The following is a 24,427-nucleotide window of genomic DNA, read 5'->3' as shown; positions in this document are numbered from 1 at the left end:
CTGGCGTGATCGCCTGGTTTTGAGTCGATTTGACCCGCTATAAATAAAGCCTACTTCATTCTACGAATTGGGCTACAGCGCAGCGGGAAAATTCCGGCGCTGTTATCGCAGCGCCGAAATTAACTCAAATCAAGGGTGAGGAGCTATAGGACAGCGAACGTGCCCTGCGCTTTTGCGACAAGTCTTTCGTCCTGATACACGTCCGCTTCGACCACCAGGGTGCGTCTACCGGCGTGAATCACCCGGCTGGTGCACAGCACGTCACCGTCTTCCACGGCGCGAATGTAGTTGATCTTGCATTCGATGGTCGCGCTCTGCTGGTCGAAGCCATGGGAACTGGAACATGCCAGGCCCATGGTGATGTCCACCAGGCTGAAAATCGCCCCGCCATGCAGCTTGCCCGCGCGGTTACGCAGGTGCGGCTGCAGGGTCAGGGCCACCTCGGCAACGCCTTCTTCCAGGCGTTGCAGGCGGCAGCCGATCAGTTCGCTGAAGGCGCTCTGGGTCAAACCGGCGGGGATTTGCATCAGCGCTTCTTCAACTGCTTGGCGTTGGCGAACAGCGAGGCCATGGCGTTGTTGCTCGGCGCCGCAGTCGCGGTTTCCTTGCGGGGGGCGTTGTTCTGCGATGGGCGTGGCGCGGAGCCAGGGCGCGCACCACGGGCACCGTCGATTTTTTCGCCGGGCGTGTCGCTCATGCGCATCGACAGGCCGACGCGTTTGCGCGGGATATCAACTTCCATGACCTTGACCTTGACCACGTCGCCGGCCTTTACCGCCTCACGCGGGTCTTTGATGAACTTCTCCGAAAGCGCGGAGATGTGCACCAAACCGTCCTGATGCACGCCGATATCCACGAAGGCACCGAAGTTGGTCACGTTGGTCACCACGCCTTCAAGGATCATGCCCGGTTGCAGGTCCTTGAGGTCTTCGACGCCGTCCTGGAACTCTGCGGTCTTGAACTCTGGGCGCGGGTCGCGGCCAGGCTTTTCCAGCTCTTGCAGAATGTCGGTGATGGTCGGTACGCCGAAGGTTTCGTCGGTGTACTTTTTCGGGTCCAGGCGCTTGAGGAACGCAGCGTCGCCGATCAGCGAGCGGATGTCTCGGTCGGTTTCGGCGGCGATGCGTTGCACCAGCGGGTAGGCTTCCGGGTGAACGGCCGACGAATCCAACGGGTTGTCGCCGTTCATCACACGTAGGAAACCGGCGGCTTGTTCGAAGGTTTTTTCACCCAGGCGTGCAACTTTTTTCAGCGCGGCGCGGGTTTTGAAGGCGCCGTTTTCGTCACGGTGGGTGACGATATTCTGCGCCAGCGTGGCGTTGAGGCCGGAGATGCGCGCCAGCAGTGCCACGGAAGCGGTGTTTACGTCCACGCCCACGGCGTTTACGCAGTCTTCCACTACGGCATCCAGGCCTCGCGCCAGTTTCAATTGCGAGACGTCATGCTGGTACTGGCCGACACCGATGGATTTAGGGTCGATCTTCACCAGTTCGGCCAGCGGGTCCTGCAGGCGACGGGCGATGGACACCGCGCCACGGATCGACACGTCGAGGTCCGGGAATTCCCTGGACGCCAGTTCCGACGCCGAGTACACCGAAGCGCCCGCCTCGGAGACCATGACTTTGGTCATCTTCATGGCTGGGTATTTTTTGATCAGCTCGGCGGCCAGCTTGTCGGTTTCGCGGCTGGCGGTGCCGTTGCCGATAGCGATCAGGTCTACCGAATGCTTGGCGCACAGGGCGGCCAGGATGGCGAGTGTCTGGTCCCACTTGTTGTGTGGCACGTGCGGGTACACGGTGGCGTGGTCCAGCAGCTTGCCGGTGGCATCGACCACCGCGACCTTGCAGCCGGTGCGCAGGCCTGGATCGAGGCCCAGGGTGGCGCGCGGGCCGGCCGGTGCGGCCAGCAGCAGGTCGTGAAGATTGTGGGCGAACACGTTGATCGCCTCGGTTTCGGCGCCGTCGCGCAGCTCGCCGAGCAGGTCGGTTTCCAGGTGGGTGTAGAGCTTGACTTTCCAGGTCCAGCGCACGACTTCACCGAGCCACTTATCCGCAGGACGGTTCTGATTCTGGATGCCGAATTGTTGACCGATCATGCCTTCGCACGGGTGCATGGTGCCCGGCAACTCGTCGCCGACTTTCAGCGCGCAGCTGAGAATGCCTTCGTTGCGGCCGCGGAAAATTGCCAGTGCACGGTGAGACGGCATGCTTTTGAGCGGTTCGTCATGCTCGAAATAATCGCGGAACTTGGCGCCTTCTTCCTCTTTGCCGGCGATGACGCGAGCGCTGAGGATGGCTTCCTGCTTGAGGTAAGTGCGCAGTTTTTCCAGGAGGTTGGCGTCTTCGGCGAAGCGCTCCATGAGGATGTACTTGGCGCCTTCGAGGGCGGCCTTGACGTCGGCGACGCCTTTTTCGGCATCGATAAAGCGCGCGGCTTCGGCTTCCGGGGCCAGCGACGGATCGTTGAACAGCCCGTCGGCCAGCTCGCCCAGGCCGGCTTCGAGGGCGATCTGGCCCTTGGTGCGGCGCTTTTGTTTGTACGGCAGGTAGAGGTCTTCGAGACGGGTCTTGGTGTCGGCAAGCTTGATGTCACGCTCGAGTTGCGGGGTCAGCTTGCCTTGTTCCTCGATGCTGGCGAGGATGCTGATGCGCCGTTCGTCGAGTTCTCGCAGGTAGCGCAGGCGCTCTTCCAGGTGACGCAGTTGGATGTCGTCGAGGCTGCCGGTCACTTCTTTTCGGTAACGGGCGATAAAGGGCACCGTGGAGCCCTCATCCAGTAGAGCGACGGCCGCTTCGACCTGTTGTGGGCGTACACCGAGTTCCTCGGCGATGCGGCTGTTGATGCTGTCCATAAAACCACCTGAAATTCTGAAAAGCAGCTCGCAGGCCCGGGAAACAAGGCCTTGCGCAGCTGGTTGAGCGGCCCGACTGGCGCCGCTACCTGGGTCAAGAGGCAGCCTATTGACCCTCGAAATCGGGAAATTGCTGCCCTGCGCTGAAAAAACGGATGAAGCCGTAAACAGTAAAGTCTGACAGTGCCCCTGCACGAAGGCGCCGCATTATAACCAGCGTTCTGCCCTTGGGGGGTACCGCGCCGGCGGTTGTAGGGCGCGGGTTCACTGGCAGTGGAGGAAAAATCTGCTAACAATGCACACGGTGCGTATAACGGCAGCTAGGCCATAATGCGCGCCGAGATAAGAGGAGCATCCAATGAGCAGCACTGCACAAACTGCTGAAGGCGAAAAAATTCTCATCGTTGATGACGATCCGGGGCTGAGCAGCCTGCTGGAGCGTTTTTTCAACTCCAAGGGCTACCGTGCCCGCGCGGTGCCGAACACCGAGCAGATGGACCGCCTACTGGGGCGCGAAGTGTTCAACCTGGTCGTACTCGACCTGATGCTGCCCGGCGAAGACGGCCTGACTGCCTGCAAGCGCCTGCGCGGCGCGAACAATCAGATTCCAATCATCATGCTCACCGCCAAGGGCGATGAGCTGAGCCGCATCAAGGGCCTTGAACTGGGCGCTGATGACTACCTGGCCAAGCCATTCAACCCGGATGAACTGATGGCCCGGGTCAAAGCCGTACTGCGTCGTCAGGCCCCGCCGGTTCCTGGCGCGCCCGGCAGCGAAGACGAAAGCGTTACCTTTGGCGATTACGAGTTGTCGCTGGCAACGCGCGAACTCAAGCGTGGCGACGAAGTGCACATGCTCACCACCGGCGAATTCGCAGTGCTCAAGGCCTTGGTGATGAACGCACGCCAGCCGCTGACTCGCGACAAGCTGATGAACCTTGCCCGTGGCCGGGAATGGGACGCTCTGGAACGCTCCATCGACGTGCAGATCTCCCGTCTGCGCCGGATGATCGAGCCAGACCCGTCCAAGCCACGTTATATCCAGACGGTATGGGGCGTGGGTTATGTGTTTGTGCCGGATGGCACCGCAACCAAGTGATCGATGATTTGCAGCGGCGAGCATCCTGGCGTTTGATCCCATGAAGGTCAACGGCGTGCTCGGCGTCTGCAATTCTGCGAGCGCCGCTCGTTCCTGCAAGGTGTCCAGCTGTCATCTATGAAAACCCCGCTGTGGTTCCCACAAAGTTTCTTCTCGCGCACCCTTTGGCTGGTGCTTATTGTCGTTCTGTTTTCCAAGGCACTTACGCTGGTTTATCTGTTGATGAACGAGGACGTGCTGGTGGATCGGCAGTACAGCCATGGTGTCGCCTTGACGCTGCGTGCCTACTGGGCCGCCGACCCCGAGAACCGCGAGAAGATCGCCAAGGCCGCCACCCTGGTGCGCGTGGCCGGCGCGGGCGTGCCGGAGGGTGAGCAGCACTGGCCCTACAGCGAGATCTACCAACGCCAGATGCAGGCCGAACTGGGTGAAGACACCGAGGTGCGGCTACGCATGCATGTGTCTCCCGCCTTATGGGTGCGCGCGCCGAGCCTGGGGGAAGACTGGCTGAAAGTGCCGCTGTACCCGCACCCGCTGCGGGGGCAGAAGATCTGGAATGTGCTGGGCTGGTTCCTGGCTATTGGATTGCTTTCAACCGCATCCGCGTGGATTTTCGTGCGGCAGCTCAACCAGCCGCTCAAGCGCCTGGTATTTGCCGCCCGCCAACTGGGTCAAGGGCGCAGCGTGCGTTTGCCGGTCAGCGATACGCCCAGCGAGATGACCGAGGTGTACGGGGCGTTCAACCAGATGGCCGAAGACGTCGAACAGGCCGGACGCGAACGTGAACTGATGTTGGCGGGAGTATCCCACGACCTGCGCACGCCGCTGACGCGCCTGCGGTTGTCCCTGGAGTTGATGGGTAACCACACCGACCTTACCGATGACATGGTCCGCGACATCGAAGACATGGACGCGATCCTCGACCAGTTCCTGGCGTTTATCCGTGATGGCCGTGATGAGGTGGTGGAGGAGGTCGACCTGACGGATCTGGTGCGTGAGGTCGTTGCGCCCTACAACCAGAACGGCGAACAGGTGAGCATGCGTCTGGAACCTATCCAGCCGTTTGCATTGCGGCGTGTGTCGATGAAACGTCTGCTGAACAACCTGATCGGCAATGCTCTGCACCATGCCGGTTCCGACGTGGAAGTGGCTGCGTACGTGTCGGGTGACAGCGCTGCGCCCTATGTGGTGTTGAGTGTGATGGACCGTGGCACGGGGATCGACCCGGCGGAGCTGGAAGGCATCTTCAACCCCTTCACCCGTGGCGACCGTGCCCGGGGTGGCAAGGGCACGGGGTTGGGGCTGGCGATTGTGCGGCGGATTGCTTCGATGCATGGCGGCAACGTGGAATTGCGTAATCGCGAAGGTGGCGGCCTTGAAGCACGGGTGCGTTTGCCGCTTGGGCTGATGCTGCCAAGAGACGCGGTCTAGCCAAAATATGGGAGGGGGCTTGCCCCCGATAGCGGTGGATCAGCCAGCTTATTTGTAGCTGACCCACTGCAATCGGGGGCAAGCCCCTTATCACGCGTGGTGCTCTGTTGTGTCAGCGGGCGGGGGGTTAACCCTTGCCCTTGGTCCGGGTCATATTCGGGCCACCGTTTTTCTCCAGGTGCTGAATGATGATTCCCGCCACATCCTTGCCGGTGGTGGTCTCGATCCCTTCCAGGCCCGGCGACGAGTTGACCTCCATCACCAATGGCCCATGGTTGGAGCGCAAGATATCCACACCCGCTACCGCCAACCCCATTACCTTGGCTGCCCGCAGTGCGGTCATGCGTTCTTCCGGGGTGATCTTGATCAGGCTGGCACTGCCGCCACGGTGAAGGTTGGAGCGGAACTCGCCCGGCTTGGCCTGGCGCTTCATCGCCGCAATTACCTTGTCGCCTACCACAAAGCAGCGGATATCCGCCCCACCGGCTTCCTTGATGTATTCCTGCACCATGATGTTCTGCTTGAGGCCCATGAACGCCTCGATCACCGACTCGGCCGCTGTCGCGGTTTCACACAGCACGACGCCGATGCCCTGAGTGCCTTCCAGCACCTTTATCACCAGCGGTGCGCCGTTGACCATTTCGATCAAGTCCGGGATGTCGTCGGGGGAGTGGGCGAAGCCGGTGACCGGCAGGCCAATGCCACGGCGCGACAACAGTTGCAGCGAGCGCAACTTGTCTCGCGAGCGCGCAATAGCCACCGATTCGTTCAGGGGATACACCCCCATCATTTCAAACTGGCGCAACACGGCGCAGCCATAGAACGTCACCGACGCGCCGATGCGCGGGATCACTGCATCGAAGCCTTCCAGCGGCTTGCCCCGGTAGTGGATCTGCGGCTTGTGGCTGGCAATGTTCATATAGGCACGCAACGTGTCGATCACCACCATTTCGTGGCCACGTTCGGTGCCGGCCTCGACCAGGCGGCGGGTGGAATACAGACGCGGGTTTCGCGACAGCACAGCAATCTTCATGCAGCACCTGGGGCAGAAATAGTAGAGACCGGGAACACCGGCTTGTCTTGAACGTACTTGACGCCGGGATTGACCACCAAGTGGCCGTCAATCAGCGCCTTGGAACCCAGCAACAGGCGGTAACGCATAGCCTTGCGGCAGGCCAGGGTGAATTCCACCCGCCATACCCGATCGCCCAGCGCCAGGGTGGTGCTGATCACATAGCGCACCTGCGCATGACCGTTGGAGCTCTTGATGGTTTTCATCGTCACCAGCGGCGCTTCACAGCGACGGTGACGCAGTTGCACCACACTGCCCAGGTGCGCCGTAAAGCGTACCCATTTTTCTCCGTCGCGCTCGAAGGGCTCGATATCGGTGGCGTGCAGGCTCGAGGTGCTGGCACCGGTGTCGATCTTCGCGCGCAGGCCAGCCACTCCCAAATCGGGAAGTGCCACCCATTCACGCAGACCTACAACGGTCAAATGGTCAAATGTCTTCAATATGGATAACCGATCAGTTCGCCCAGGCCTGAGGTGAGACCTCGGCCAGTGCATTGAATGCAGGCTTGGCGAACCAGTAACCCTGCATCAGAAATATTCCACAGTCGGACAGAAAGTCTCGCTCGCCAGCACTTTCAATGCCTTCGGCGATGACAGTAACCCCCAACTGCTCACAGATTGTGACAATCCCCCGGACGATCACCTGACGGACACGGTCCTTGTCGACATCGCGGATCAGCGCCATATCGAGTTTGATCAAGTCAGGTTGGAAATCGGCCAGCAGATTCAGCCCCGAATAGCCCGCGCCGAAATCGTCGATGGCGGTCTTGAAACCGAATTCGCGGTATTCACGCAGAATATTCGTCAAATGGCGATAGTTATCTACGTGCTCGCTTTCCAGTGTTTCGAAAATCAGCCGGTCCACTGGAAAGTTGTGCGCACGTGCCGCCTCCAGCGTGCTACGGATACACAGCTCCGGGCGATATACGGCATTGGGCATGAAATTGATGGACAGGTGGGTCTGCATCCCCAAGGCGGCCGCACCAGCAATGGCTTGCGTGCGACAGCGTTGGTCGAAGCGGTAGCGATTGCTCTGATTGACGCGCGCCAGCACCGTCAAGGCGCCTTCACCCTGAATGCCGCGCACCAAGGCCTCATTGGCAAAGATCGACTGGTCGCGAAGGTCTACGATGGGTTGGTAGGCGAAAGCAAAGTCGAACCCCAGGGGCTCGCTTTGCCGGCAACCCACGCACGGCTGGTTTGGCGAGGTGAGTGAAAGCGGAAAGTCGGTCACGGCGTATCCTCGCGAAAACAGAATGCTATCTGGCGTATCTTAGGTGAGCCTTGGGGTTTATGCGTCGAAGGGTTTCAACGGTAAAGTTGCGACATTTTTCAGAGCGAGGAATTCAAGTGGCTCAGAAGCAGGAAGAGGAAGAAAAGGTTCGGCTGGATAAGTGGCTGTGGGCGGCGCGCTTCTATAAGACCCGTGCCCTGGCAAAAGCCGCCATCGAGAGCGGCAAAGTGCATCACCGTGGCGAGCGCTGCAAGCCGGGCAAGGAGCCGCGCATTGGCGATGAGTTCCAGATTCGCACCGGTTTTGATGAAAAAACGATCGTCGTGCAGGCGCTTTCCATTGTGCGCCGTGGCGCCCCTGAAGCGCAGGCGTTGTACGCCGAGACCGAAGCCAGCATCGCCAAGCGCGAAAATGCGGCGGCGATGCGCAAGGCGGGAGCTTCAGGCCTGACCACCGATGGCAAGCCGAGCAAGAAGCAACGCCGCGATCTGTTCAAGTTTCGCGGCAGCGGCAATGAAGATTGATTGTGCCTGTCCCAGTCAAATGTGGGAGAGAGCAAGCCCCTTCCCACATTTAGCCTGCAGTATTAAGCACCGGGGCGTATGACGCTTAATTGCCCGATCACCGGCAACTTGCCGAGTGACTCAAAAATCGGCGTCGTCACCTTTAGCAACCCCTCCGACACCTTCGCTGCAAACGGTGTGTAATAACCCCAACCCAGCGCCAACAGGGCCAGCAACACGCCGCCGATGTAATCGTCCTGGCCCCAATGCGCGCCTGCCACCAGGCGCGGCATCATGAACAACACCGCCAACCCCCAAATCACCAGTAACTGCCCGATACGCTGGGCAAACACGGTCATGAACATCCCCCAGATCAACAGCACCGACGCATGATCCCCCGGAAAGCTCTGGCTCGAACGGTCCTTCAGCTCCCAGGTCTTCTCCAGGCCGGGGAAAAAGTCGCTCATCTGAATGGCCCCGCCGACCACCATCGAAGGGCTGCTGTGTTGCCAGCCCATTTGCGCCGCCAGCTTGGAAAACAGCATGCGGATAAACAGCAACAGCAACAAAATGCCGACAAAACCTAACAGCGCCTGGCGCACCTGCGCGGCCTTGAATACCCAGTCGCCGCGAATCAGCAGGGTCAGCAGAATCACCCCGACCACCGCATCAAACGGTCTCAAACTGGCTACAGCCCACACATGCAGCCATGTTGTATGGGTCGCCAGCGGGTCGTTGAGCAGATGAAACAGCCACTCGTCGAAAATCAAACACAGCATTTGCCCCGTGGGCCACAGCCAAAAACACAGCAGCCCGATAGCGAGTAGATTGCAAAGAGCCCATCGCCGGAGGTTCCACTTGGCTTGGAACAAACCCGGATTGTTCATAAACTGTCCCTCTTCGCTCTATTAAGTTCTCTGTTTCCAGGAGAAAACCGCACCAAAACGGTGCTAAAGCGTTTAATTTTATAAACGTTGTAATCAATTTGTCATCAATTCAGATACCCAGACCTATGACTGATCTACCGGATACCGACTTCACTCAACGCTTCATTTTCGACGAGAACGACGCCCGCGGCGAACTGGTCTCCCTGGAGCGCAGCTACGCAGAAGTCCTTGCCAAGCACCCCTATCCGGAGCCGGTCGCGCAACTGCTCGGTGAGTTGATGGCGGCCGCTGCGCTGCTGGTTGGCACCATGAAATTCGACGGTCTGCTGATCCTGCAGGCGCGGTCTGAAGGGCCGGTGCCCATGCTGATGATCGAGTGCTCCAGCGAGCGTGAAATCCGTGGCCTGGCCCGTTACCACGCCGACCAGATCGCGCCTGACGCTACCCTGTCCGATCTGATGGCCAATGGCGTATTGGCCATTACGGTCGACCCTACGGAAGGCCAGCGTTACCAGGGCATCGTCGACCTCGACGGCGAGACCCTGTCGGACTGCTTCACCAATTATTTCGTCATGTCCCAGCAAGTCGGCACCAAGTTCTGGCTCAATGCCGACGGCAAGCGCGCCCGCGGCCTGCTGTTGCAGCAATTACCGGCTGACCGCATCAAGGACGACGATGACCGTGCTGAAAGCTGGCGGCATATCATTGCCCTGGCCGACACCCTGAAGGCCGAAGAACTGCTGGGCCTGGACAACGAAACCATCCTGCATCGCCTGTACCACGAAGAGGCCGTACGCCTGTTCGACGCACAGGGCCTGCGCTTCAATTGCAGCTGTTCGCGCGAGCGTTCGGCCAATGCCTTGGTCAGCCTGGGCCTGGAAGATGCGCAGCAATTGGTTGTGGAACACGGTGGCCATATCGAGATCGACTGCCAGTTCTGCAACGAGCGCTACCTGTTCGATGCGGCGGATGTCGCTCAATTGTTCGCTGGCGCGGGCATCGACACGCCTTCCGACACCCGCCACTAAAACGTTTAAGCACAGGTAAATCACCTGACAAATGCCGGATTAGAGGTGTTCTGACGGGAGGGCCCTACTCTTTTTGGGCTTTTCTGGCATAATCCGGCCCACTTTTTTCGCGGTAGTAGTGCGCAACTTTCTACTACAAAACGTTTGGAGCACTCGGCCATAGGCCGACGGGGAACCTCATGACGCAAGCCAATAACGCCGTATACACCGATCTGAGTGTTGACGATCTGGTCAAAGAAGCCCTGCAGCGCGGTGAAGGCGTGCTTGCCGATACTGGTGCGCTGGTAGTGGAAACCGGTCACCGCACCGGTCGTTCACCGGTTGACCGTTTCATCGTTGAAGAGCCTTCCACCCAGGACGCCATCGCCTGGGGCCCGATCAACCGCAAGTTCCCAGCCGACAAGTTCGATGCCCTGTGGAACCGCGTAGAAGCCTTCAACAACGCGCAAGAGCACTTCGTTTCCCACGTTCACGTAGGGGCTGCCGAAGACCACTACCTGGCCGTTAAAATGACCACCCAGACGGCCTGGCAGAACCTGTTCGGTCGTTGCCTGTTCATCAACCCGGCCCAATACAACCCGGCCGGTCGCGACGAATGGCAAGTGCTCAACGTGGCCAATTTCGAGTGCGTGCCTGAGCGTGACGGCACCAACTCCGACGGTTGCGTGATCCTCAATTTCGCCCAGAAAAAAGTGCTGATCGCCGGCATGCGTTACGCCGGTGAAATGAAAAAAGCCATGTTCTCGGTGCAGAACTTCCTGCTGCCGGCCGCCGACGTGCTGCCGATGCACTGCGCCGCCAACATTGGCGAAGCGGGCGACGTGACCCTGTTCTTCGGTCTGTCGGGTACCGGCAAGACCACTCTGTCGGCCGACGAAAGCCGTTACCTGATCGGTGACGACGAACACGGTTGGGGCGAGGGCGTGGTGTTCAACATCGAAGGCGGTTGCTATGCCAAGTGCATCGACCTGTCCGAGAAGAACGAGCCGGTCATCTGGAAAGCCATCAAGCACGGCGCAGTCTTGGAAAACGTCGTGATCGACGACGCCAAGCACGCCGACTATGCCGACGTGAGCCTGACCCAGAACAGCCGTGCCGCCTACCCGCTGGAGCACGTTGCCAAGCGTTCCGAGAAGAACCTGGGCGGCGAGCCAAACGCAGTGATCTTCCTGACCTGCGACCTGACCGGCGTACTGCCGCCCGTGTCGATCCTCAGCGAAGAACAAGCGGCCTACCACTTCCTGTCCGGCTACACCGCATTGGTGGGCTCGACCGAAATGGGCTCGGGCAGCGGCATCAAGTCGACCTTCTCCACCTGCTTCGGCGCGCCATTCTTCCCACGCCCGGCCGGCGAATACGCTGAGCTGTTGATCAAGCGCATCCGCGGCTTCGGCTCCAAGGTGTACCTGGTCAACACCGGCTGGACCGGCGGCGGCTACGGTGTCGGCAAACGCTTCAACATCCCGACCACGCGCGGCGTGATCGCAGCGATCCAGAGCGGCGCGTTGATCGGTGCCGAGACCGAACACCTCGACACCATCAACCTCGACGTGCCTTTGGCCGTACCGGGCGTTGAAACCGGCCTGTTGAACCCACGTAACACCTGGGCTGACAAGGCGGCTTACGATGAAGCGGCGAAGGCGTTGGCCGGTCTGTTCATCGAGAACTTCAAGAAGTTTGAAGTGAGCGACGCGATCAAGGCTGCGGGTCCTAAGTTGTAAGACTGCGCCGTTGTGAAATAGCCGCCTCTTGTGGGCGGCTTTTTTATGCGTGAGGGGTTGATAAGCGATGCGCAGAACGATCGCCCCAACCAGCATCCACACGCCCCCCAGCACGTGTACGGCCGACAATCGCTCGTTGAAAAACACGAATCGAATTTTGAGTGGCGGTGTGCCTGGACCCGGTGTTCGCTCAACTCAGGTTTTCCAGCGTCTGTGTGTCCCAGCTATGGGTCTTGATCGCCAGGTACAGCATGCCGATGGTCAGCGGCACTTTTTCGCCACGGCCCTTGGCGCGGCGCTTCATGAACACGTCGAACATCGGTGGGTTGAAGTAACGATAGGCGTCGTAGTCGCCTAGGTCGACGCCAAAATCCTGTTCCAGTGCTTCCATGAGTTGTTTGGCCTCACTGCCGTCGCAACCCAGGTCGAAGTTGATCGCGGTTTGCAGGCGGAGGGTCTTGTGTTTCGGCAGGCCGATTTCTTCGTGCAGCAGTTGCAGCAACTGTTGAATCGCCGGGTCTTCGGGGAAGTTGGGGGCCAGGTTCATGGTTGGGGCACGCAGGAGTGGGTGAAGGGGATGGTTGTGTGATCTTTTGTGTTTGTTTTGGGTGAACAAGAGATCGACACCTGTGATGAAGGCAATGATCGGGAAACTGAAGAATGGTAACTGTGTTATCCAGGACGTGGCGCTGAATAAAAGTGTGGGTCCTGTAAGCATAAGGGCTAACCCAGTCCATTTTCTGATTACGGGGTGCTTCAGTTTCCTATCCAATACAGTGGCAAGTACTACAACGATGATAAGAGTTATCCAGGGAGAGTATTCGGTCACCGTATTATCCTCCCTGGAACTTTCGGACCATGGCTGACAACGATCGTTGAGGACCGATGCCGCCGTTTACTTGTGCGTCTATGCCGATGATGACGTCTGCGACGTGATAGCTGCGAATGACATCTTTCACTTTCAGGCCAACTGCTCCACCTGCGGCGGCTCCCAAAAAGGGTGATGCCAGGCTGATGGGCGCTGAAACAGCACTGGCGATCAACCCTGCCACGATGGTTCCACGTTCATTAAGCAAATCGGCCTGGCGCCGGGTCAGCGGCTTGGAGATTGCGACGGTCATCTTGCAAGGCAAATCACGGGCAAGCCTCTTTTCGTAGAGGCACATTAGGCCGTAGCGAACCTCGTTTGCTGAAGGACCGGCCTCCAATAAACAAAGGTTTGCCAGTGCCTGTCGGTTGGCAGGTAAAACGGTAAGGCGAATCACAGTGAACGTGACGCCGTAATGGCCGATGTGCTGAGTCCTTTCGATGTTCACTTTTTTTGCCGAAAAAATTGAGAGAGCGCTAGTTTCGGTCAGAAGGCGGGGCGTTCTGTAGGGGGGCAAGCAGGTGTTTTTTGCAGTTTAGGAATGGGATTGCACGGTGTTTGGCTGTTTCCTACAGTGGTTTCTGGCATTTTCGGCTTGGCAGCGATTTGACAGCTGAAACGGCTCAAACGATGGGCGTCCGGCTTGCCCGCTCACTACAGGGAGGATTTTCCAACGTTTAAAAATTGTGTAGATACCTATGCCGCGATGGTGGTGTAGCGCCCCGAAAATCCAACTTTTTTCTTAGTTGGCCGGCCTGCTGATACACCGCTCGAAAATGGCCTCCAGCCCGCGATAGTCGCAGGCAACCGCATCAATGTTCGCGGGGATCCACGCTGCATGTTTGACCAGCCACCAGTTCACTGAAAACCCCGCGTTCACGATGATCTGTTCGAACAGGATCCGCTGCGCCCGGCCGTTGCCTTCGCGAAAGGGGTGGATAACATTAAGGTCGCCGTACGCCTCGGCAATTTTCCTCACCAGTTCAGCCTGGTTTGCGCCGACAAACCAGTTCGCTTCTTCCATATGACGAATGATCTTCGCCGCTTCCGGTGGGATGCGTTCCGGGGTGCAGAACAGTGTGTCGCCTTTCTGGATGTTGACGCTGCGCAGTTCACCGGCCCAGTCATAGATGTCGCTGAACAGCGTGCGGTGGATGTTTTGCAGGCGGGCGAGGTCGTAGGGCGGCGGGAAGAGCGGGAGGCTGCCCACGGCGATTTCGGATAATTCCCGCTCGGCCTGGTGCAGGCGGTGTTCGTCGAGCAAATCCAGGCGGTTACGCAGGACGCTGCTCCCGGGGTAGCAGTACGGGTCCTGGCCCACCCCGTATTTGTCGAGCATCAGCGTGGAGTGTTGCGGTACTTGGCAAGCACGGCTTCGCGGGTCGGCAGCGGTTTGTCGACGTCCGTCGGTTGGGTCTCGAACCCTTCCAGGCGCAGGCTGGCCAGATAATTGGAGCGGCGGATCTTATGGTAGTGATCCTGTTTTTGCTCAAACGTCAGTTCGCTCATTGCAGCGTCCTCCTGGTTAGCAAGGCCTGATTGTAGCGCAATGCGTCAGCGGGCAGGCGGGATAAAAACCGCGTCACATTTTGTATAAAAACTCCGCCAGCAGGCTGAATTCAGCGTATGTTTCACCGCAAAATCTTGTAGGGCGATTCCGCCCGTTATTAAAGGGAGTTAAGCATGAGTTTGCTTCGTGTCGCTTCGGCGATGTCATTGTGCGCGGTAGCTTTTTCCGTTCAGGCCGAGCAGTTGCCGATTGAAGTGCTCAGCGCGGTGGTCAAGGATCAGAAAATCGCCGATGCCGAAGTGTTGCTGCAACGCAACGGCGCGCAGAACGTGGTGGGCCGCACCAACGCTCAGGGCCAAGTGACCTTGACCAGCGAAGCCGCCGACGATGCCAGCAACCTGCTGATCATCAAGAAGCCCGGCTATTCCAACCTGGTGGTGAAGTGCCCGTGCAAAGGCATGACTTACGCCATCAGCCCGGTGATGGAAAACCTCGACGGCCTGCGCGTGGTGCTGACTTGGGGCCAGACCCCGGACGATCTCGACTCCCATATGATCTTCCCCGGCAACAACATTTACTTCGAGAACAAGACCGGCACCGACGCTGAGCTGGACGTAGATGACACCGACAGCTACGGCCCGGAAACCATCACCCTGCAGAAAAAACACTACGGCGAAAGCTACGTTTACGCCGTGCATGACTACAGCAACGGCGGCAATCCAGGCTCGCGCCAGTTGTCCAACAGCGAAGCCAAGGTGTTCGTGTACATGGGCCAATCGCTGGTGCGCACCTACTACGTACCGAAAAACCGCAGCGGTAACCTGTGGACAGTGTTTCGCATGACCGGCAGCGGCGACTTCCAGGACATCAACACGTTCAGCGGTGTGAAGGTCGATGCCAAGGACGTACTGAACGAAGTAAAACCATTGCTGGATGACAGCGTTGCGGTCACCGCAGTAGCTGTCAGCTCGTCCGCACAAGCTGATGCGAAGCGTCTGAATGTGCAGGGTGAAGCGGCCTACCAAGCGGGTAACCTGGACCAGGCGATTGACCTGTTCCGTCAGGCTATCGATCTGGACAATGGTTTTGGCAAGGCCTACGGCAACCTCGGCCTGGCCTATCAGAAGGCCGGTAACACCGCTGAGTCGATCTGGGCCAACCGCAAGGCCATCGCCCTGGCGACGGGTGCCAATGCGACCACCGTACGTGCCGGCGCTTACTACAACATCGCGCGCATCTACGAAGCGGCGGGGCAGTTTGCGGATGCGTTGCGTCATTACCAATTGGCCAAAGAGCAGAAGGCCAATCCGGTGTATGACACGGCGATTGAGCGGGTGCGGAACCGCTGATTCAGCCATGGCGCAGTTCTGAAAGTGTGGGAGGGGGTAAGCCCCCTCCCACATTTGGTTTGCGGTGTTCCTAGCTACATCCTGTGTATCATCCTGTCTCTTTTTTCCATGCGACCTTTCTCGATCCGCTGAGCTGACTGGGCTACGTTTTCAAGCCACGTTCACCGGTCAATGGAGTGACAGCCTATGCACGACACCCTCCAGCAGGTCTTTGGTTATCCACAGTTTCGTTTGGGCCAGCAAGAAACGGTCAGCGCCGTGCTGGCCGGTCGTTCGGCGGCCGCGATATTTCCTACCGGCTCAGGCAAGTCCCTTTGTTACCAGCTATCGGCGGTCCTGCTGCCGCACCTGACGTTGGTGGTGTCGCCGCTGTTGGCACTGATGCAGGACCAGTTGGGTTTTTTGCAGCGCCACGGTATCTCGGCGGGCAGTATCGATTCGGCCCAGAGCCGCGGGCAGGCCAACGACGTCATGGCGCGTGCACGTTCGGGCGAGTTGAAAATCCTGATGATTTCAGTGGAGCGCCTGAAAAACGAGCGCTTTCGTAACTTCCTGCAAAGCGTGCGGATTTCATTGTTGGTGGTGGATGAGGCGCACTGTATTTCCGAATGGGGCCACAACTTCCGTCCGGACTACCTGAAACTGCCGGACTACCAACGTCAGTTCAAGATCCCACAAGCGCTGCTGCTGACGGCTACAGCCACGCCCAAGGTGATCGCCGATATGCAGGCCAAGTTCGCCATCGCGCCGCACGATGTGGTAACCACAGGGTTCTATCGGCCGAACCTGAACCTGTTGGTCGAGCCGGTCAGCGGTGCGGACAAACGCCGACGCTTGGTGCAATGGATGAGTGAGCGGGCCAACCAGCCGAGCATTGTCTACGTCACCCTGCAAAAAACCGCCGAGCAGATCGCCGAGCACCTGAACCGCAACGGTATCCAGGCCGAGGCCTATCACGCAGGTTTGCTCCACGACAAACGAGAGAGTATCCAGCAGCGCTTCATGGGCGGGCGCTGCAATTGCATCGTTGCCACCATCGCGTTTGGCATGGGCATCGACAAGAGTGAAATCCGCAATGTGGTGCACTTCGACCTGCCCAAATCCATTGAGAACTACAGCCAGGAAATCGGCCGCGCCGGGCGCGATGGGCAGCCTTCGGACTGCCTGGTGCTGGCCAACCGCGACAGCCTCAATGTGCTGGAGAACTTCGTCTATGGCGATACGCCAGAGCAGGAGGGCATCCGGCGCGTGCTCGAAGACTTGCAGGCGGCGCGCGGCGAGGGGCAGTGGGAGTTCCTGCTGCGCTCGCTGTCGGATCACAGCAATATCCGCGAGCTGCCGCTCAAGACGCTGCTGGTGCAACTGGAGCTCAAGGGCGTGATCGCGCCGCGCTATGCGTTTTATGCTGAATATCGCTTCAAGTACCTGATCGAACCCGAGGCGTTGCTGGCACGATTTTCCGGTGAGCGGCAGCAGTTTGTCGCAGCGATTATCCAAGTGTGCAAGCGTGCGAAAACCTGGGCGACGGTGGATTTCGATGCGCTGTACCAGCAACACAACGCCGAGCGCAGCCGCGTGGTGAAGGCGCTGGATTACTTCCAGGAGCAGGGCCTGATCGAGCTGGAAAGCAAGCAGATGACCGAGGTCTACAGCCTGCTGAATACCGACTTTGACCCCCAGTTATTGAGCGCCGAGTTATACACAGGCTTCAAGCAGCACGAGGTGACGGAGGTGGCGCGAATTCACGCCATGCTCGAGCTGTTTGCCACTCAACACTGCCTGGGGCAGCGACTGGCGCGGTATTTCGGTGATGAAAACGCACCGCAGCGCTGCGGGCATTGCTCGGTATGCCGGGGGCACGTCGCGCATCTACCGGCGCCGCCGCGCCTGCCGCCGCTTGTGGATAAAAATTTCATGGGGCTGTGCGGTGATTTTATCCACAGGCATCATGAACACACCGGCCAACTGCCTGGAGCTGAACGGTTGACGCGTTTTCTGAGTGGTATCAGTGTGCCGCTGTTCACCCGGTTAAAGGCGCGAGGCATTTCGGGTTTTGCTGCGCTGGAGGACTACCCCTACGCCGAGGTGCGCGAGTGGGCCGAGGCCCATTTGAATGACCTGTAACTTCCCTTTGACCAGAGGTGCCCATGCCTGACTCCGTGCCGCAACGTGCCGATTACCCTCACTTCCAGCCGGTCATTACGCGTTGGCACGACAACGACGTGTACGGCCATGTAAACAACGTCACCTATTACAGTTTTTTTGACACGGCGGTGAATACCTACCTGATCGAGCAGGGCGGGCTGGATATTCATGACGGTGAGGTGGTGGGGTTTGTGGTGAGTTCGGCGTGCGATTACTTTGCGTCAATCGCCTTTCCCGAGCGCATTGAAATCGGCCTGCGGGTGGGCAAGTTGGGCAACAGCTCAGTGCAGTATGAATTGGCGGTGTTCAAGGCAGGCGAAGAGCAAGCCAGTGCGGCGGGGCGTTTTGTGCACGTGTTTGTGGAGCGCCAGACTAACCAGCCAGTGACGATAGCGGGGATGTTGCGCGAGGCGTTGCAGCGGTTGGTGGTGTAGCCGATCCCCCAAACGCGGCAAGCACAATGTGGAAGGGGGCTTGCTCCCGATATAGGTCGGTCAGTCAAGGATGCTATGACTGATCCGCCCCTATCGGGAGCAAGCCCCACATTTAGTTCTTCAGTGATTCGTCAGGCCGCATGTTTATCAGTCGCGATAACGATGCTTGTTCTTGCGATGCCCATAGGCATGGCCACGGCCTGGGTGGCCATCTCGGTAGTAGCGACGGTCGTCGCGCCCACGATAACCGCGGTCGTCGTCATCGCTCTTGTTACCCATATAGTTGCCCAGTGCACCACCCGCGCCACCACCGGCTGCGGAGCCGATCAGTGCACCGGTGCTGCCGCCGACACTGCGGCCCACGACGTTGCCGCCGGCTGCGCCCAGTGCGCCGCCAATGGCTGCTTCGCCACGGCTGCGTTTGTCGGCGCCGACCGCGCTACCGCCCGCGCCGCCGATGGCTGCGCCGATTGTCGAACCGGTGTTGCCGCCCAGCTGCTGGCCGACCACAGAACCTAGAACCCCGCCCAATGCGCCGCCTACACCGGCTTCGGTGGTGCCACCGGCCATGGCTGCGCCACTGACCAGGCCAAGGGACAACAAGAGAATCGAGGAGAACTTCATTCAGGGAAACCTCAAGAGGATGACGGCGCGATCCTGAGGCTGTATTGACATTGTGACAATAGAAATCCGACCAGTAGCACGAGTTGTACACAATTCTCTAAGTTACTGTTTTAACTACGGAACTTAAGTGATTTTTGCGAGTCATTAGCTACTTCGGAACGGCCGCTTTTTTACAAAAGCGGCCTTTTTTTGTGTCCGAATTGATCGGTCAGGCCGAACGCGACAGGATCAAACCGCTCTCGCTCGCCGCTTCCAGGCGTATCGCCACAAATTTTGAGGTTGGCGTATGGCTGCCATCGCCTGTGCTTTCGAGCGGCACCAGTGGGTTCACTTCCGGGTAATACGCCGCTGCCTGCCCCGCCGGAATATCAAATGCCAGCAAGGTAAAGCCCTTGACGCGGCGCTCGCGGCCATCCTCCCACAGCGACACGATGTCGGCCTTCTGCCCAGGCTTGAAGCCCAGGCGGATAATGTCGGCTTCGTTGACGAACAACACATCGCGCTGGCCTTTGACCCCACGGTAACGGTCGTCCAGGCCATAAATGGTGGTGTTGTACTGATCGTGGGAGCGCATCGACTGCATGATCAGGTCCGGCACGCGCCCTGTGGCGTGGGTGCGCTCGTGGATCAGGTCCTTGGGCAGGATGTTCGGGCGGAAGTTGGCGCGGCCCGAGGGCGTGTTCCAACGGCGTGCGCCGGCGGAGTTGCCCAGATAGAACCCGCCCGGATGTTTGATTTTTTCGTTGAAGTCCTTGAAGCCTGGGATGGTATCGGCGATCAGATCGCGGATGCGCCCGTAGTCGGCCACCAGCCAGTTCCAGTCCACCGGTTTGCTGCCCAGGGTGGCGGCGGCGATGCCGGCGAGGATGGCGGGCTCGGACTTCATCAGCTTGGACAGCGGTTGCAGTTGGCCATTGGAGCCGTGAACCATGCTGAACGAGTCCTCCACTGTGACCGCTTGCGCGCCGTCGGCCTGGATGTCGATATCGGTGCGGCCCAGGCACGGCAGAATCAGTGCGTCTTTACCGTGGGTCAGGTGGCTGCGGTTGAGCTTGGTGCTTATTTGCACGGTCAGGTCGCAATTGCGCAGTGCTTCGAAGGTGCGGGTGCTGTCCGGCGTGGCTTGGGCAAAGTTGCCGCCCAGGCCGATAAACACTTTGGAACGCCCTTCCAGCATGGCGTGGATGGCTTCCACCACGTTGTGCCCGTTGCTGCGCGGTACCTGGAACTGGAAACGACGCTCCAGAGCGTCGAGGAACGCCACCGGCGGACGTTCGTTGATGCCCATCGTGCGGTCGCCCTGCACGTTACTGTGGCCGCGCACCGGGCACAGGCCGGCGCCTGGGCGGCCGATGTTGCCGCGCAACAGCATCAGGTTGGCGATTTCCTGGATGGTCGGTACCGAGTGGCGATGCTGGGTGATACCCATCGCCCAGCACATGATCACGTTCTTGCCCTTGGCGTACATGCGCGCCGCCTGCTCGATCTCCACCAGCGGCAGGCCGGATTGCTCAACGATTTCATCCCACGAGGTGTCGTCGATCTTGGCCAGGTAATCCAGCACGTTGGCGGTGTGTTCGTTGAGGAAGTTGTGGTCGAACACGGCTTCCTTGCCTTCGGCCTGGGCCTGGCGTTCCCACAGCAGCAGGAACTTGGCCATGCCGCGCAGGATCGCCATATCGCCGCCCAACGCCGGACGGAAATAGGCGGTGTTGGTCGGCCTGTCGCCATTGGTGAGCATTTCCAGCGGGTGTTGCGGGTGCTGGAAGCGTTCCAGGCCACGCTCTTTGAGTGGGTTGATGCACACCACCTGGGCGCCGCGCTTGACCGCTTCGCGCAGCGGTTCGAGCATGCGCGGGTGGTTGGTGCCGGGGTTCTGGCCCCAGACGAAGATCGCGTCGGCATGTTCGAAGTCATCAAAGGTCACGGTGCCTTTGCCCACCCCCACGCTCTGGGCCAGGGCCACGCCGCTGGCTTCGTGGCACATATTCGAGCAATCCGGGAAGTTGTTGGTGCCATAGGCGCGCACGAACAACTGATACAAGTAGGCCGCCTCGTTGCTGGCGCGGCCCGAGGTATAGAACTCGGCCATGTCCGGGCTTGGCAACGCATTGAGGTGTTGACCGATCAGGGCGAACGCCGCTTCCCAGCTGATGGGCGTGTAGTGATCGGTTTGGGCGTCGTAGCGCATCGGCTCGGTCAGGCGGCCCTGGTATTCGAGCCAGTAATCGCTCTGCTCCAGCAGCGCGGTCACGCTGTGCTTGGCGAAAAACGCGGCGTCCACACGGCGCTTGGTGGCTTCCCAGTTGACCGCCTTGGCGCCGTTTTCGCAGAACTTGACCATGCCGCTTTCCGGCGAATCGCCCCAGGCACAACCGGGGCAGTCAAAGCCGCCGTTCTGGTTGGTCTTGAGCATCATGCGCAGGTTTTTCAGTGCGTTGTCGCTGGTCAGCCAGGCCTGTGCCACGCTGATCAGGGCACCCCAGCCGCCGGCCGGGCCTTTGTAAGGCTTGTAGCGCGGGGTCGGGGTTTGGTCGGCTTGATGATGATTGCTCACGGCTGGTTCTCCATCGCAGGGCTGTAGACCCGCGGCGCACTTTTTTGCGGCAGGTGGATGAGATTGAGGTTGTGTCGGCGAGCCCATTGCAGGGCCAGGCCGGTGGGCGACGACAGGCTGACCAGGGTCTGGATGCCCGCGCGCAGGACTTTCTGGATCAACTCGAGGCTGCAACGGCTGGTGACGATCGCCAGGCCGCCTTCGGTCGGGATCTGTTGGCGGATCAGCGCGCCGATCAACTTATCCAGCGCGTTATGCCGACCGATGTCTTCGCGGCCCAGCAGCAACTGGCCCTGGCTGTCCATAAACACCGCCGCATGTACCGCGCCGCTGTACTGGCCCAAGGGCTGGAAGGCGCTGATGCGCTGGCGCAGGCCATCAAGCCATGCCGCAGGCGGTAACGGTGCACCGGGCAAGACCTTCAAATCCGGCAGAGCCTGCTCTACGGCTTCGACGCCGCACAGGCCGCAGCCGCTGGTGCCGGCCAACTGGCGACGTTGCTGTTTGAGGTTCCAGAATGCGCGGCTGGAAATCTGTACATGGGCGTACTGGGCAGAGCCCGAACCGCTGAGTTTCAGGTCATAAATCTCGCTAACGTCGGCGATAATGCCGCTGCCGATACTGAAACCAACGATAAAGTCTTCCAGATCGGTCGGTGTTACCAACATGACCGCCTGGCTGATGTCGTTGTAGGCAATCGCCAACGCCACTTCTTCCGCCAACGCAGTGCTGGCGACGTCTGTGTGTTCGAGTGTGCAGTACTGGTAGCTCTGGCTGGCGGCGGGCGCGGGCGTTTCGAGAGCGGGCGCCGCGCAGACTGGGCGCTTGGCGTTCATGAGGCAATACCACCGGCGGATTGATCAGTGTTTAGACTAGGCGCGACAAAGCGTCGCGTCTAATTGCCAGTACTGATCTACCGATAGATGACGTCGATCAAGGCTCGATCTACGATTTCTGATACAGCGCGAAACAGGCCTCGGCCAACGCCGAACGTGGCGCGCCGCGCCGCATGATCAGCCCCAGCCGGGCGAGGGTGTGGGCGTCTTCGATGGGTTGCAGGCGCAGGTGCTCGGTGAGCGCTTCCAGGCCTCCGTCCAGCGGCATCACGGCGCAGCACAGTCCACCGTGTACGGCTTGTAACAACTGATGGACGGCATCGGTTTGCAGCAGCGGTTGGGGGTTGAGCCCTCGGCTGTGGAAGTTGTGGTCGATGGACTGGCGAAAATGCATGCCGCTGGTGAGCATGCCCAGGGGCAGTTCGATCAGTGCTTCCCAGCTCAACGGCTTGTCGCCGAAGCTGAAAAAACGTTGATCGTAGAGCAGGCCCATGCGCGTTTCGCCCAGGGCCAGCGAGTCGAAGCGCTCGTTATCCAGGCGCTCCAGGTAAGACACGCCCAGGTCCAGGCGATTGCTCGCCAATTGCTCAAGGATCTGTTCCGAGCTTAAGGCCGACAGCTCGAAGCGCAGGCTCGGGTGCTCTTTATGCAACTGTTGCATCAACGCCAACGGATCAAAGCTCGACAGCGGCACCACGCCCAGGCGCAACGTACCCACCAGATTGCCCCGGCAGGCCGCCGCTTCGGCTTGCAAACCGTCATACGCCGCCAGCACGGTGCGTGCCCAGGCCAGCACGCGTTCGCCGGGGGCGGTAAAGCCTTCAAAACGCTGGCCGCGATTGACCAACGGCAAGTCCAGCTCTTCTTCAAGGCTGCGCAGGCGCATCGACAGGGTCGGCTGAGTGATATGGCAACGCGCCGCCGCCTGGCCAAAGTGACGGGTTTCGTCGAGGGCGATGAGGAATTTCAGCTGTTTGATGTCCATCTTCGCTCCAGGGCTTATTCCAATGGCGGGGGGATTCTAGCGCGTTTGGGTCTTTGGTCGGTCTGGAACCCAATTGTGTAAGGCTGGTCTAGTCTTGGGCATCTGGAACTTAAATACCAAGGAGAGTGCACCATGAGTCTTTTTAGTTTTGTTAAGGAAGCCGGCGAGAAGTTGATCGACCTGTTGACGCCGGGCAATGCGAATGCCAGTGAGCAGTTGAAGGAGCACGTAGCCAAAGTGGGTCTGGGTAATCCGGATGTACAGACCACGGTGGAGGGCGACAAGGTGACCGTGACCGGTAAAGTCGCCAGCCAGGAAGAGAAAGAGAAGATTCTGCTGGCGCTGGGCAATATTGCCGGTGTGGCCAGTGTGGATGACCAGATCACCGTAACCGGCCCGGCCGTTGCCGCTGCCCGTTTCGTCGTGGTGAAAAAGGGCGACACCCTGAGCGCGATTTCCCTGACGGTGTATGGCAACGCCAACCAGTACAACAAAATCTTCGAGGCCAACAAGCCGCTGTTGTCGCATCCGGACAAAATCTACCCAGGGCAGACGCTGCGCATTCCTGAGTAACAACGCAGGGCAAAATGTGGGAGGGAGCAAGCTCCCTTCCACATAGGTTCAGAGCCCGGCAATCAGGTCCCGGTAATCATCGACCGCCGCAAACTCCGCCGTGTCCTTCGGCCCCTTTTTGCTGTCCGGCTCTTTCACCGCCAGCAAATGCCCCACGCCAAAATCCCGCGCACTGCGCAAAATCGGCAACGTGTCGTCGATAAACAGACTGCGCGAGGGGTTGAAGCCGGTGTCGGCTTGCAGCGCATCCCAGAATTGCGGGTTTTCCTTGGCAAAACCGTAGTCGTGGGAGCTGATCAGCCGCTCGAAATACGGCGCCAGTTCAATGCGCTCCATCTTCAACGACAGCGAGTCACGATGGGCGTTGGTGATCATGATCACGCGCTTGCCGGCCTGTTTGATCGCCGCCAGAAAGGTATCGGCATCCGGGCGCAGGGCGATCAAGTGAGCGGTTTCCAGCTTGAGCTCGCGCACCGGGATCTTTAGTTCGGCACTCCAGAAATCCAGGCAATACCATTGCAACTGTCCGGCGTTACGCTCGAACAGTGGCAGCAGCTCCATCTCGGCCATGGCCCGGCTCACACCGTGCAGCTCGGCGTAGCGCTGGGGCAGGTGTTCCATCCAGAAGTGGTTGTCGTAGTGCAGGTCGAGCAAGGTGCCGTCCATGTCCAGCAGGACGGTGTCGATGGTTTGCCAGGGCAAAGAGGGCATGGGGCGTTCT

At 59.5% G+C, this 24,427-nt stretch carries 24 protein-coding genes; 9 read left to right on the top strand and 15 right to left on the bottom strand.

Features of this window, described 5'->3' with window-relative positions:
- Positions 1–143 precede the first annotated feature (143 nt).
- Positions 144–527, bottom strand: coding sequence for a PaaI family thioesterase (locus AB4N98_RS11350; protein WP_017526054.1), 384 nt, complete (start codon positions 525–527; stop codon positions 144–146).
- The gene (locus tag AB4N98_RS11345; protein WP_017526053.1) at positions 527–2,851 is read right to left on the bottom strand and encodes a Tex family protein; all 2,325 of its coding nucleotides are present in this window, start codon (positions 2,849–2,851) and stop codon (positions 527–529) included. Before AB4N98_RS11345 ends, AB4N98_RS11350 begins: the two co-directional genes overlap by 1 nt.
- A gap of 358 nt (positions 2,852–3,209) precedes the next feature.
- On the opposite strand from AB4N98_RS11345, the gene ompR reads away from it, so the two are divergent.
- A complete protein-coding gene (gene ompR, locus AB4N98_RS11340; protein ID WP_015373500.1) occupies positions 3,210–3,950 on the top strand; it encodes an osmolarity response regulator transcription factor OmpR in 741 nt (246 codons plus the stop codon).
- Positions 3,951–4,067: 117 nt separating this feature from the next.
- Positions 4,068–5,381, top strand: a complete 1,314-nt coding sequence (locus AB4N98_RS11335) for an ATP-binding protein (protein ID WP_017526052.1) — start codon at positions 4,068–4,070, stop codon at positions 5,379–5,381.
- Between the two features lie 127 nt (positions 5,382–5,508).
- Here the strand turns inward: AB4N98_RS11335 and rimK are convergent, their stop codons facing one another.
- The 3 genes from rimK to rimA are packed head-to-tail and all read right to left on the bottom strand — an operon-like array spanning position 5,509 to position 7,686.
- Positions 5,509–6,414 (bottom strand): 30S ribosomal protein S6--L-glutamate ligase, encoded by a 906-nt coding sequence (rimK, locus tag AB4N98_RS11330; protein WP_017526051.1) that lies wholly within the window; start codon positions 6,412–6,414, stop codon positions 5,509–5,511.
- Positions 6,411–6,893 carry a retropepsin-like aspartic endopeptidase RimB gene (gene rimB / locus AB4N98_RS11325; RefSeq protein ID WP_017526050.1) on the bottom strand — a complete coding sequence of 161 codons (483 nt, stop codon included), beginning with the start codon at positions 6,891–6,893 and terminating at the stop codon, positions 6,411–6,413. Before rimB ends, rimK begins: the two co-directional genes overlap by 4 nt.
- 13 nt (positions 6,894–6,906) lie before the next feature.
- Positions 6,907–7,686, bottom strand: coding sequence for a S6 modification regulatory phosphodiesterase RimA (gene rimA / locus AB4N98_RS11320; protein ID WP_223496873.1), 780 nt, complete (start codon positions 7,684–7,686; stop codon positions 6,907–6,909).
- Positions 7,687–7,802: 116 nt separating this feature from the next.
- On the opposite strand from rimA, the gene AB4N98_RS11315 reads away from it, so the two are divergent.
- Positions 7,803–8,210: an RNA-binding S4 domain-containing protein gene (locus tag AB4N98_RS11315; protein WP_017526048.1), complete on the top strand. Its 408-nt coding sequence runs from the start codon at positions 7,803–7,805 to the stop codon at positions 8,208–8,210.
- 62 nt (positions 8,211–8,272) lie between these two features.
- Here the strand turns inward: AB4N98_RS11315 and AB4N98_RS11310 are convergent, their stop codons facing one another.
- The gene (locus AB4N98_RS11310) at positions 8,273–9,076 is read right to left on the bottom strand and encodes a phosphatase PAP2 family protein (RefSeq protein ID WP_065876631.1); all 804 of its coding nucleotides are present in this window, start codon (positions 9,074–9,076) and stop codon (positions 8,273–8,275) included.
- A gap of 125 nt (positions 9,077–9,201) precedes the next feature.
- On the opposite strand from AB4N98_RS11310, the gene hslO reads away from it, so the two are divergent.
- Together hslO and AB4N98_RS11300 are read left to right on the top strand one after the other, a co-directional pair.
- On the top strand, positions 9,202–10,104 hold the full coding sequence (hslO, locus tag AB4N98_RS11305) for an Hsp33 family molecular chaperone HslO (protein ID WP_017526046.1): 903 nt from the start codon (positions 9,202–9,204) through the stop codon (positions 10,102–10,104).
- Between the two features lie 179 nt (positions 10,105–10,283).
- Positions 10,284–11,825 (top strand): phosphoenolpyruvate carboxykinase, encoded by a 1,542-nt coding sequence (locus AB4N98_RS11300; RefSeq protein WP_017526045.1) that lies wholly within the window; start codon positions 10,284–10,286, stop codon positions 11,823–11,825.
- Positions 11,826–12,015: 190 nt separating this feature from the next.
- On the opposite strand, the gene AB4N98_RS11295 is transcribed toward AB4N98_RS11300, so the two are convergent.
- From AB4N98_RS11295 to AB4N98_RS11280, 4 genes are all read right to left on the bottom strand, one after another.
- Positions 12,016–12,372: a DUF1493 family protein gene (locus tag AB4N98_RS11295; RefSeq protein ID WP_065876632.1), complete on the bottom strand. Its 357-nt coding sequence runs from the start codon at positions 12,370–12,372 to the stop codon at positions 12,016–12,018.
- Positions 12,373–12,658: 286 nt separating this feature from the next.
- Entirely contained in the window at positions 12,659–13,141 is a 483-nt protein-coding gene (locus AB4N98_RS11290) for a hypothetical protein (protein WP_065876633.1), read from the bottom strand.
- Between the two features lie 294 nt (positions 13,142–13,435).
- Complete coding sequence (locus AB4N98_RS11285; protein ID WP_017526041.1) at positions 13,436–14,032, bottom strand: putative adenosine monophosphate-protein transferase Fic; 597 nt, start codon at positions 14,030–14,032, stop codon at positions 13,436–13,438.
- Positions 14,032–14,202 carry a YhfG family protein gene (locus AB4N98_RS11280; protein ID WP_017526040.1) on the bottom strand — a complete coding sequence of 57 codons (171 nt, stop codon included), beginning with the start codon at positions 14,200–14,202 and terminating at the stop codon, positions 14,032–14,034. The genes AB4N98_RS11285 and AB4N98_RS11280 overlap by 1 nt, the downstream gene beginning before the upstream one ends.
- Positions 14,203–14,376: 174 nt before the next feature.
- Here AB4N98_RS11280 and AB4N98_RS11275 point away from each other — a divergent pair, with 174 nt between their 5' ends.
- The 3 genes from AB4N98_RS11275 to AB4N98_RS11265 all read left to right on the top strand — a co-directional run bounded on the left by AB4N98_RS11275 (position 14,377) and on the right by AB4N98_RS11265 (position 18,131).
- Positions 14,377–15,552: a tetratricopeptide repeat protein gene (locus tag AB4N98_RS11275; RefSeq protein ID WP_017526039.1), complete on the top strand. Its 1,176-nt coding sequence runs from the start codon at positions 14,377–14,379 to the stop codon at positions 15,550–15,552.
- A gap of 186 nt (positions 15,553–15,738) precedes the next feature.
- Entirely contained in the window at positions 15,739–17,676 is a 1,938-nt protein-coding gene (locus tag AB4N98_RS11270; RefSeq protein WP_460149453.1) for a RecQ family ATP-dependent DNA helicase, read from the top strand.
- Between the two features lie 23 nt (positions 17,677–17,699).
- Positions 17,700–18,131: an acyl-CoA thioesterase gene (locus AB4N98_RS11265; protein WP_065876637.1), complete on the top strand. Its 432-nt coding sequence runs from the start codon at positions 17,700–17,702 to the stop codon at positions 18,129–18,131.
- A 147-nt stretch (positions 18,132–18,278) separates the two neighbouring features.
- Here the strand turns inward: AB4N98_RS11265 and AB4N98_RS11260 are convergent, their stop codons facing one another.
- The 4 genes from AB4N98_RS11260 to AB4N98_RS11245 all read right to left on the bottom strand — a co-directional run bounded on the left by AB4N98_RS11260 (position 18,279) and on the right by AB4N98_RS11245 (position 23,133).
- Complete coding sequence (locus AB4N98_RS11260; RefSeq protein WP_065876638.1) at positions 18,279–18,755, bottom strand: glycine zipper domain-containing protein; 477 nt, start codon at positions 18,753–18,755, stop codon at positions 18,279–18,281.
- Positions 18,756–18,963: 208 nt separating this feature from the next.
- Entirely contained in the window at positions 18,964–21,312 is a 2,349-nt protein-coding gene (locus AB4N98_RS11255) for an FdhF/YdeP family oxidoreductase (protein WP_065876639.1), read from the bottom strand.
- Positions 21,309–22,148: a formate dehydrogenase accessory sulfurtransferase FdhD gene (gene fdhD, locus AB4N98_RS11250; RefSeq protein WP_065876640.1), complete on the bottom strand. Its 840-nt coding sequence runs from the start codon at positions 22,146–22,148 to the stop codon at positions 21,309–21,311. The genes AB4N98_RS11255 and fdhD overlap by 4 nt, the downstream gene beginning before the upstream one ends.
- A gap of 109 nt (positions 22,149–22,257) precedes the next feature.
- Entirely contained in the window at positions 22,258–23,133 is an 876-nt protein-coding gene (locus AB4N98_RS11245; RefSeq protein ID WP_460149452.1) for a LysR family transcriptional regulator, read from the bottom strand.
- A gap of 132 nt (positions 23,134–23,265) precedes the next feature.
- On the opposite strand from AB4N98_RS11245, the gene lysM reads away from it, so the two are divergent.
- Entirely contained in the window at positions 23,266–23,706 is a 441-nt protein-coding gene (lysM, locus tag AB4N98_RS11240; protein WP_065876641.1) for a peptidoglycan-binding protein LysM, read from the top strand.
- Between the two features lie 48 nt (positions 23,707–23,754).
- Here lysM and yrfG read toward each other — a convergent pair whose 3' ends face one another.
- Entirely contained in the window at positions 23,755–24,417 is a 663-nt protein-coding gene (yrfG, locus tag AB4N98_RS11235; RefSeq protein ID WP_223496864.1) for a GMP/IMP nucleotidase, read from the bottom strand.
- Positions 24,418–24,427: the final 10 nt, after the last annotated feature.

This window comes from Pseudomonas sp. S3_E10, assembly GCF_054667615.1.
Note: the sequence above shows the minus strand (reverse complement) of the source record. Positions and strands in the feature narration are given on the sequence as shown.

What these genes read in the sequence shown, in the direction of transcription:
- AB4N98_RS11350 (WP_017526054.1), bottom strand. Translation starts at nt 527, where the DNA reads ATGCAAATCCCCGCCGGTTTGACCCAGAGCGCCTTCAGCGAACTGATC.
- AB4N98_RS11345 (WP_017526053.1), bottom strand. Translation starts at nt 2,851, where the DNA reads ATGGACAGCATCAACAGCCGCATCGCCGAGGAACTCGGTGTACGCCCA.
- ompR (WP_015373500.1), top strand. Translation starts at nt 3,210, where the DNA reads ATGAGCAGCACTGCACAAACTGCTGAAGGCGAAAAAATTCTCATCGTT.
- AB4N98_RS11335 (WP_017526052.1), top strand. Translation starts at nt 4,068, where the DNA reads ATGAAAACCCCGCTGTGGTTCCCACAAAGTTTCTTCTCGCGCACCCTT.
- rimK (WP_017526051.1), bottom strand. Translation starts at nt 6,414, where the DNA reads ATGAAGATTGCTGTGCTGTCGCGAAACCCGCGTCTGTATTCCACCCGC.
- AB4N98_RS11310 (WP_065876631.1), bottom strand. Translation starts at nt 9,076, where the DNA reads ATGAACAATCCGGGTTTGTTCCAAGCCAAGTGGAACCTCCGGCGATGG.
- hslO (WP_017526046.1), top strand. Translation starts at nt 9,202, where the DNA reads ATGACTGATCTACCGGATACCGACTTCACTCAACGCTTCATTTTCGAC.
- AB4N98_RS11300 (WP_017526045.1), top strand. Translation starts at nt 10,284, where the DNA reads ATGACGCAAGCCAATAACGCCGTATACACCGATCTGAGTGTTGACGAT.
- AB4N98_RS11295 (WP_065876632.1), bottom strand. Translation starts at nt 12,372, where the DNA reads ATGAACCTGGCCCCCAACTTCCCCGAAGACCCGGCGATTCAACAGTTG.
- AB4N98_RS11285 (WP_017526041.1), bottom strand. Translation starts at nt 14,032, where the DNA reads ATGCTCGACAAATACGGGGTGGGCCAGGACCCGTACTGCTACCCCGGG.
- AB4N98_RS11280 (WP_017526040.1), bottom strand. Translation starts at nt 14,202, where the DNA reads ATGAGCGAACTGACGTTTGAGCAAAAACAGGATCACTACCATAAGATC.
- AB4N98_RS11275 (WP_017526039.1), top strand. Translation starts at nt 14,377, where the DNA reads ATGAGTTTGCTTCGTGTCGCTTCGGCGATGTCATTGTGCGCGGTAGCT.
- AB4N98_RS11270 (WP_460149453.1), top strand. Translation starts at nt 15,739, where the DNA reads ATGCACGACACCCTCCAGCAGGTCTTTGGTTATCCACAGTTTCGTTTG.
- AB4N98_RS11265 (WP_065876637.1), top strand. Translation starts at nt 17,700, where the DNA reads ATGCCTGACTCCGTGCCGCAACGTGCCGATTACCCTCACTTCCAGCCG.
- AB4N98_RS11260 (WP_065876638.1), bottom strand. Translation starts at nt 18,755, where the DNA reads ATGAAGTTCTCCTCGATTCTCTTGTTGTCCCTTGGCCTGGTCAGTGGC.
- fdhD (WP_065876640.1), bottom strand. Translation starts at nt 22,148, where the DNA reads ATGAACGCCAAGCGCCCAGTCTGCGCGGCGCCCGCTCTCGAAACGCCC.
- AB4N98_RS11245 (WP_460149452.1), bottom strand. Translation starts at nt 23,133, where the DNA reads ATGGACATCAAACAGCTGAAATTCCTCATCGCCCTCGACGAAACCCGT.
- lysM (WP_065876641.1), top strand. Translation starts at nt 23,266, where the DNA reads ATGAGTCTTTTTAGTTTTGTTAAGGAAGCCGGCGAGAAGTTGATCGAC.
- yrfG (WP_223496864.1), bottom strand. Translation starts at nt 24,417, where the DNA reads ATGCCCTCTTTGCCCTGGCAAACCATCGACACCGTCCTGCTGGACATG.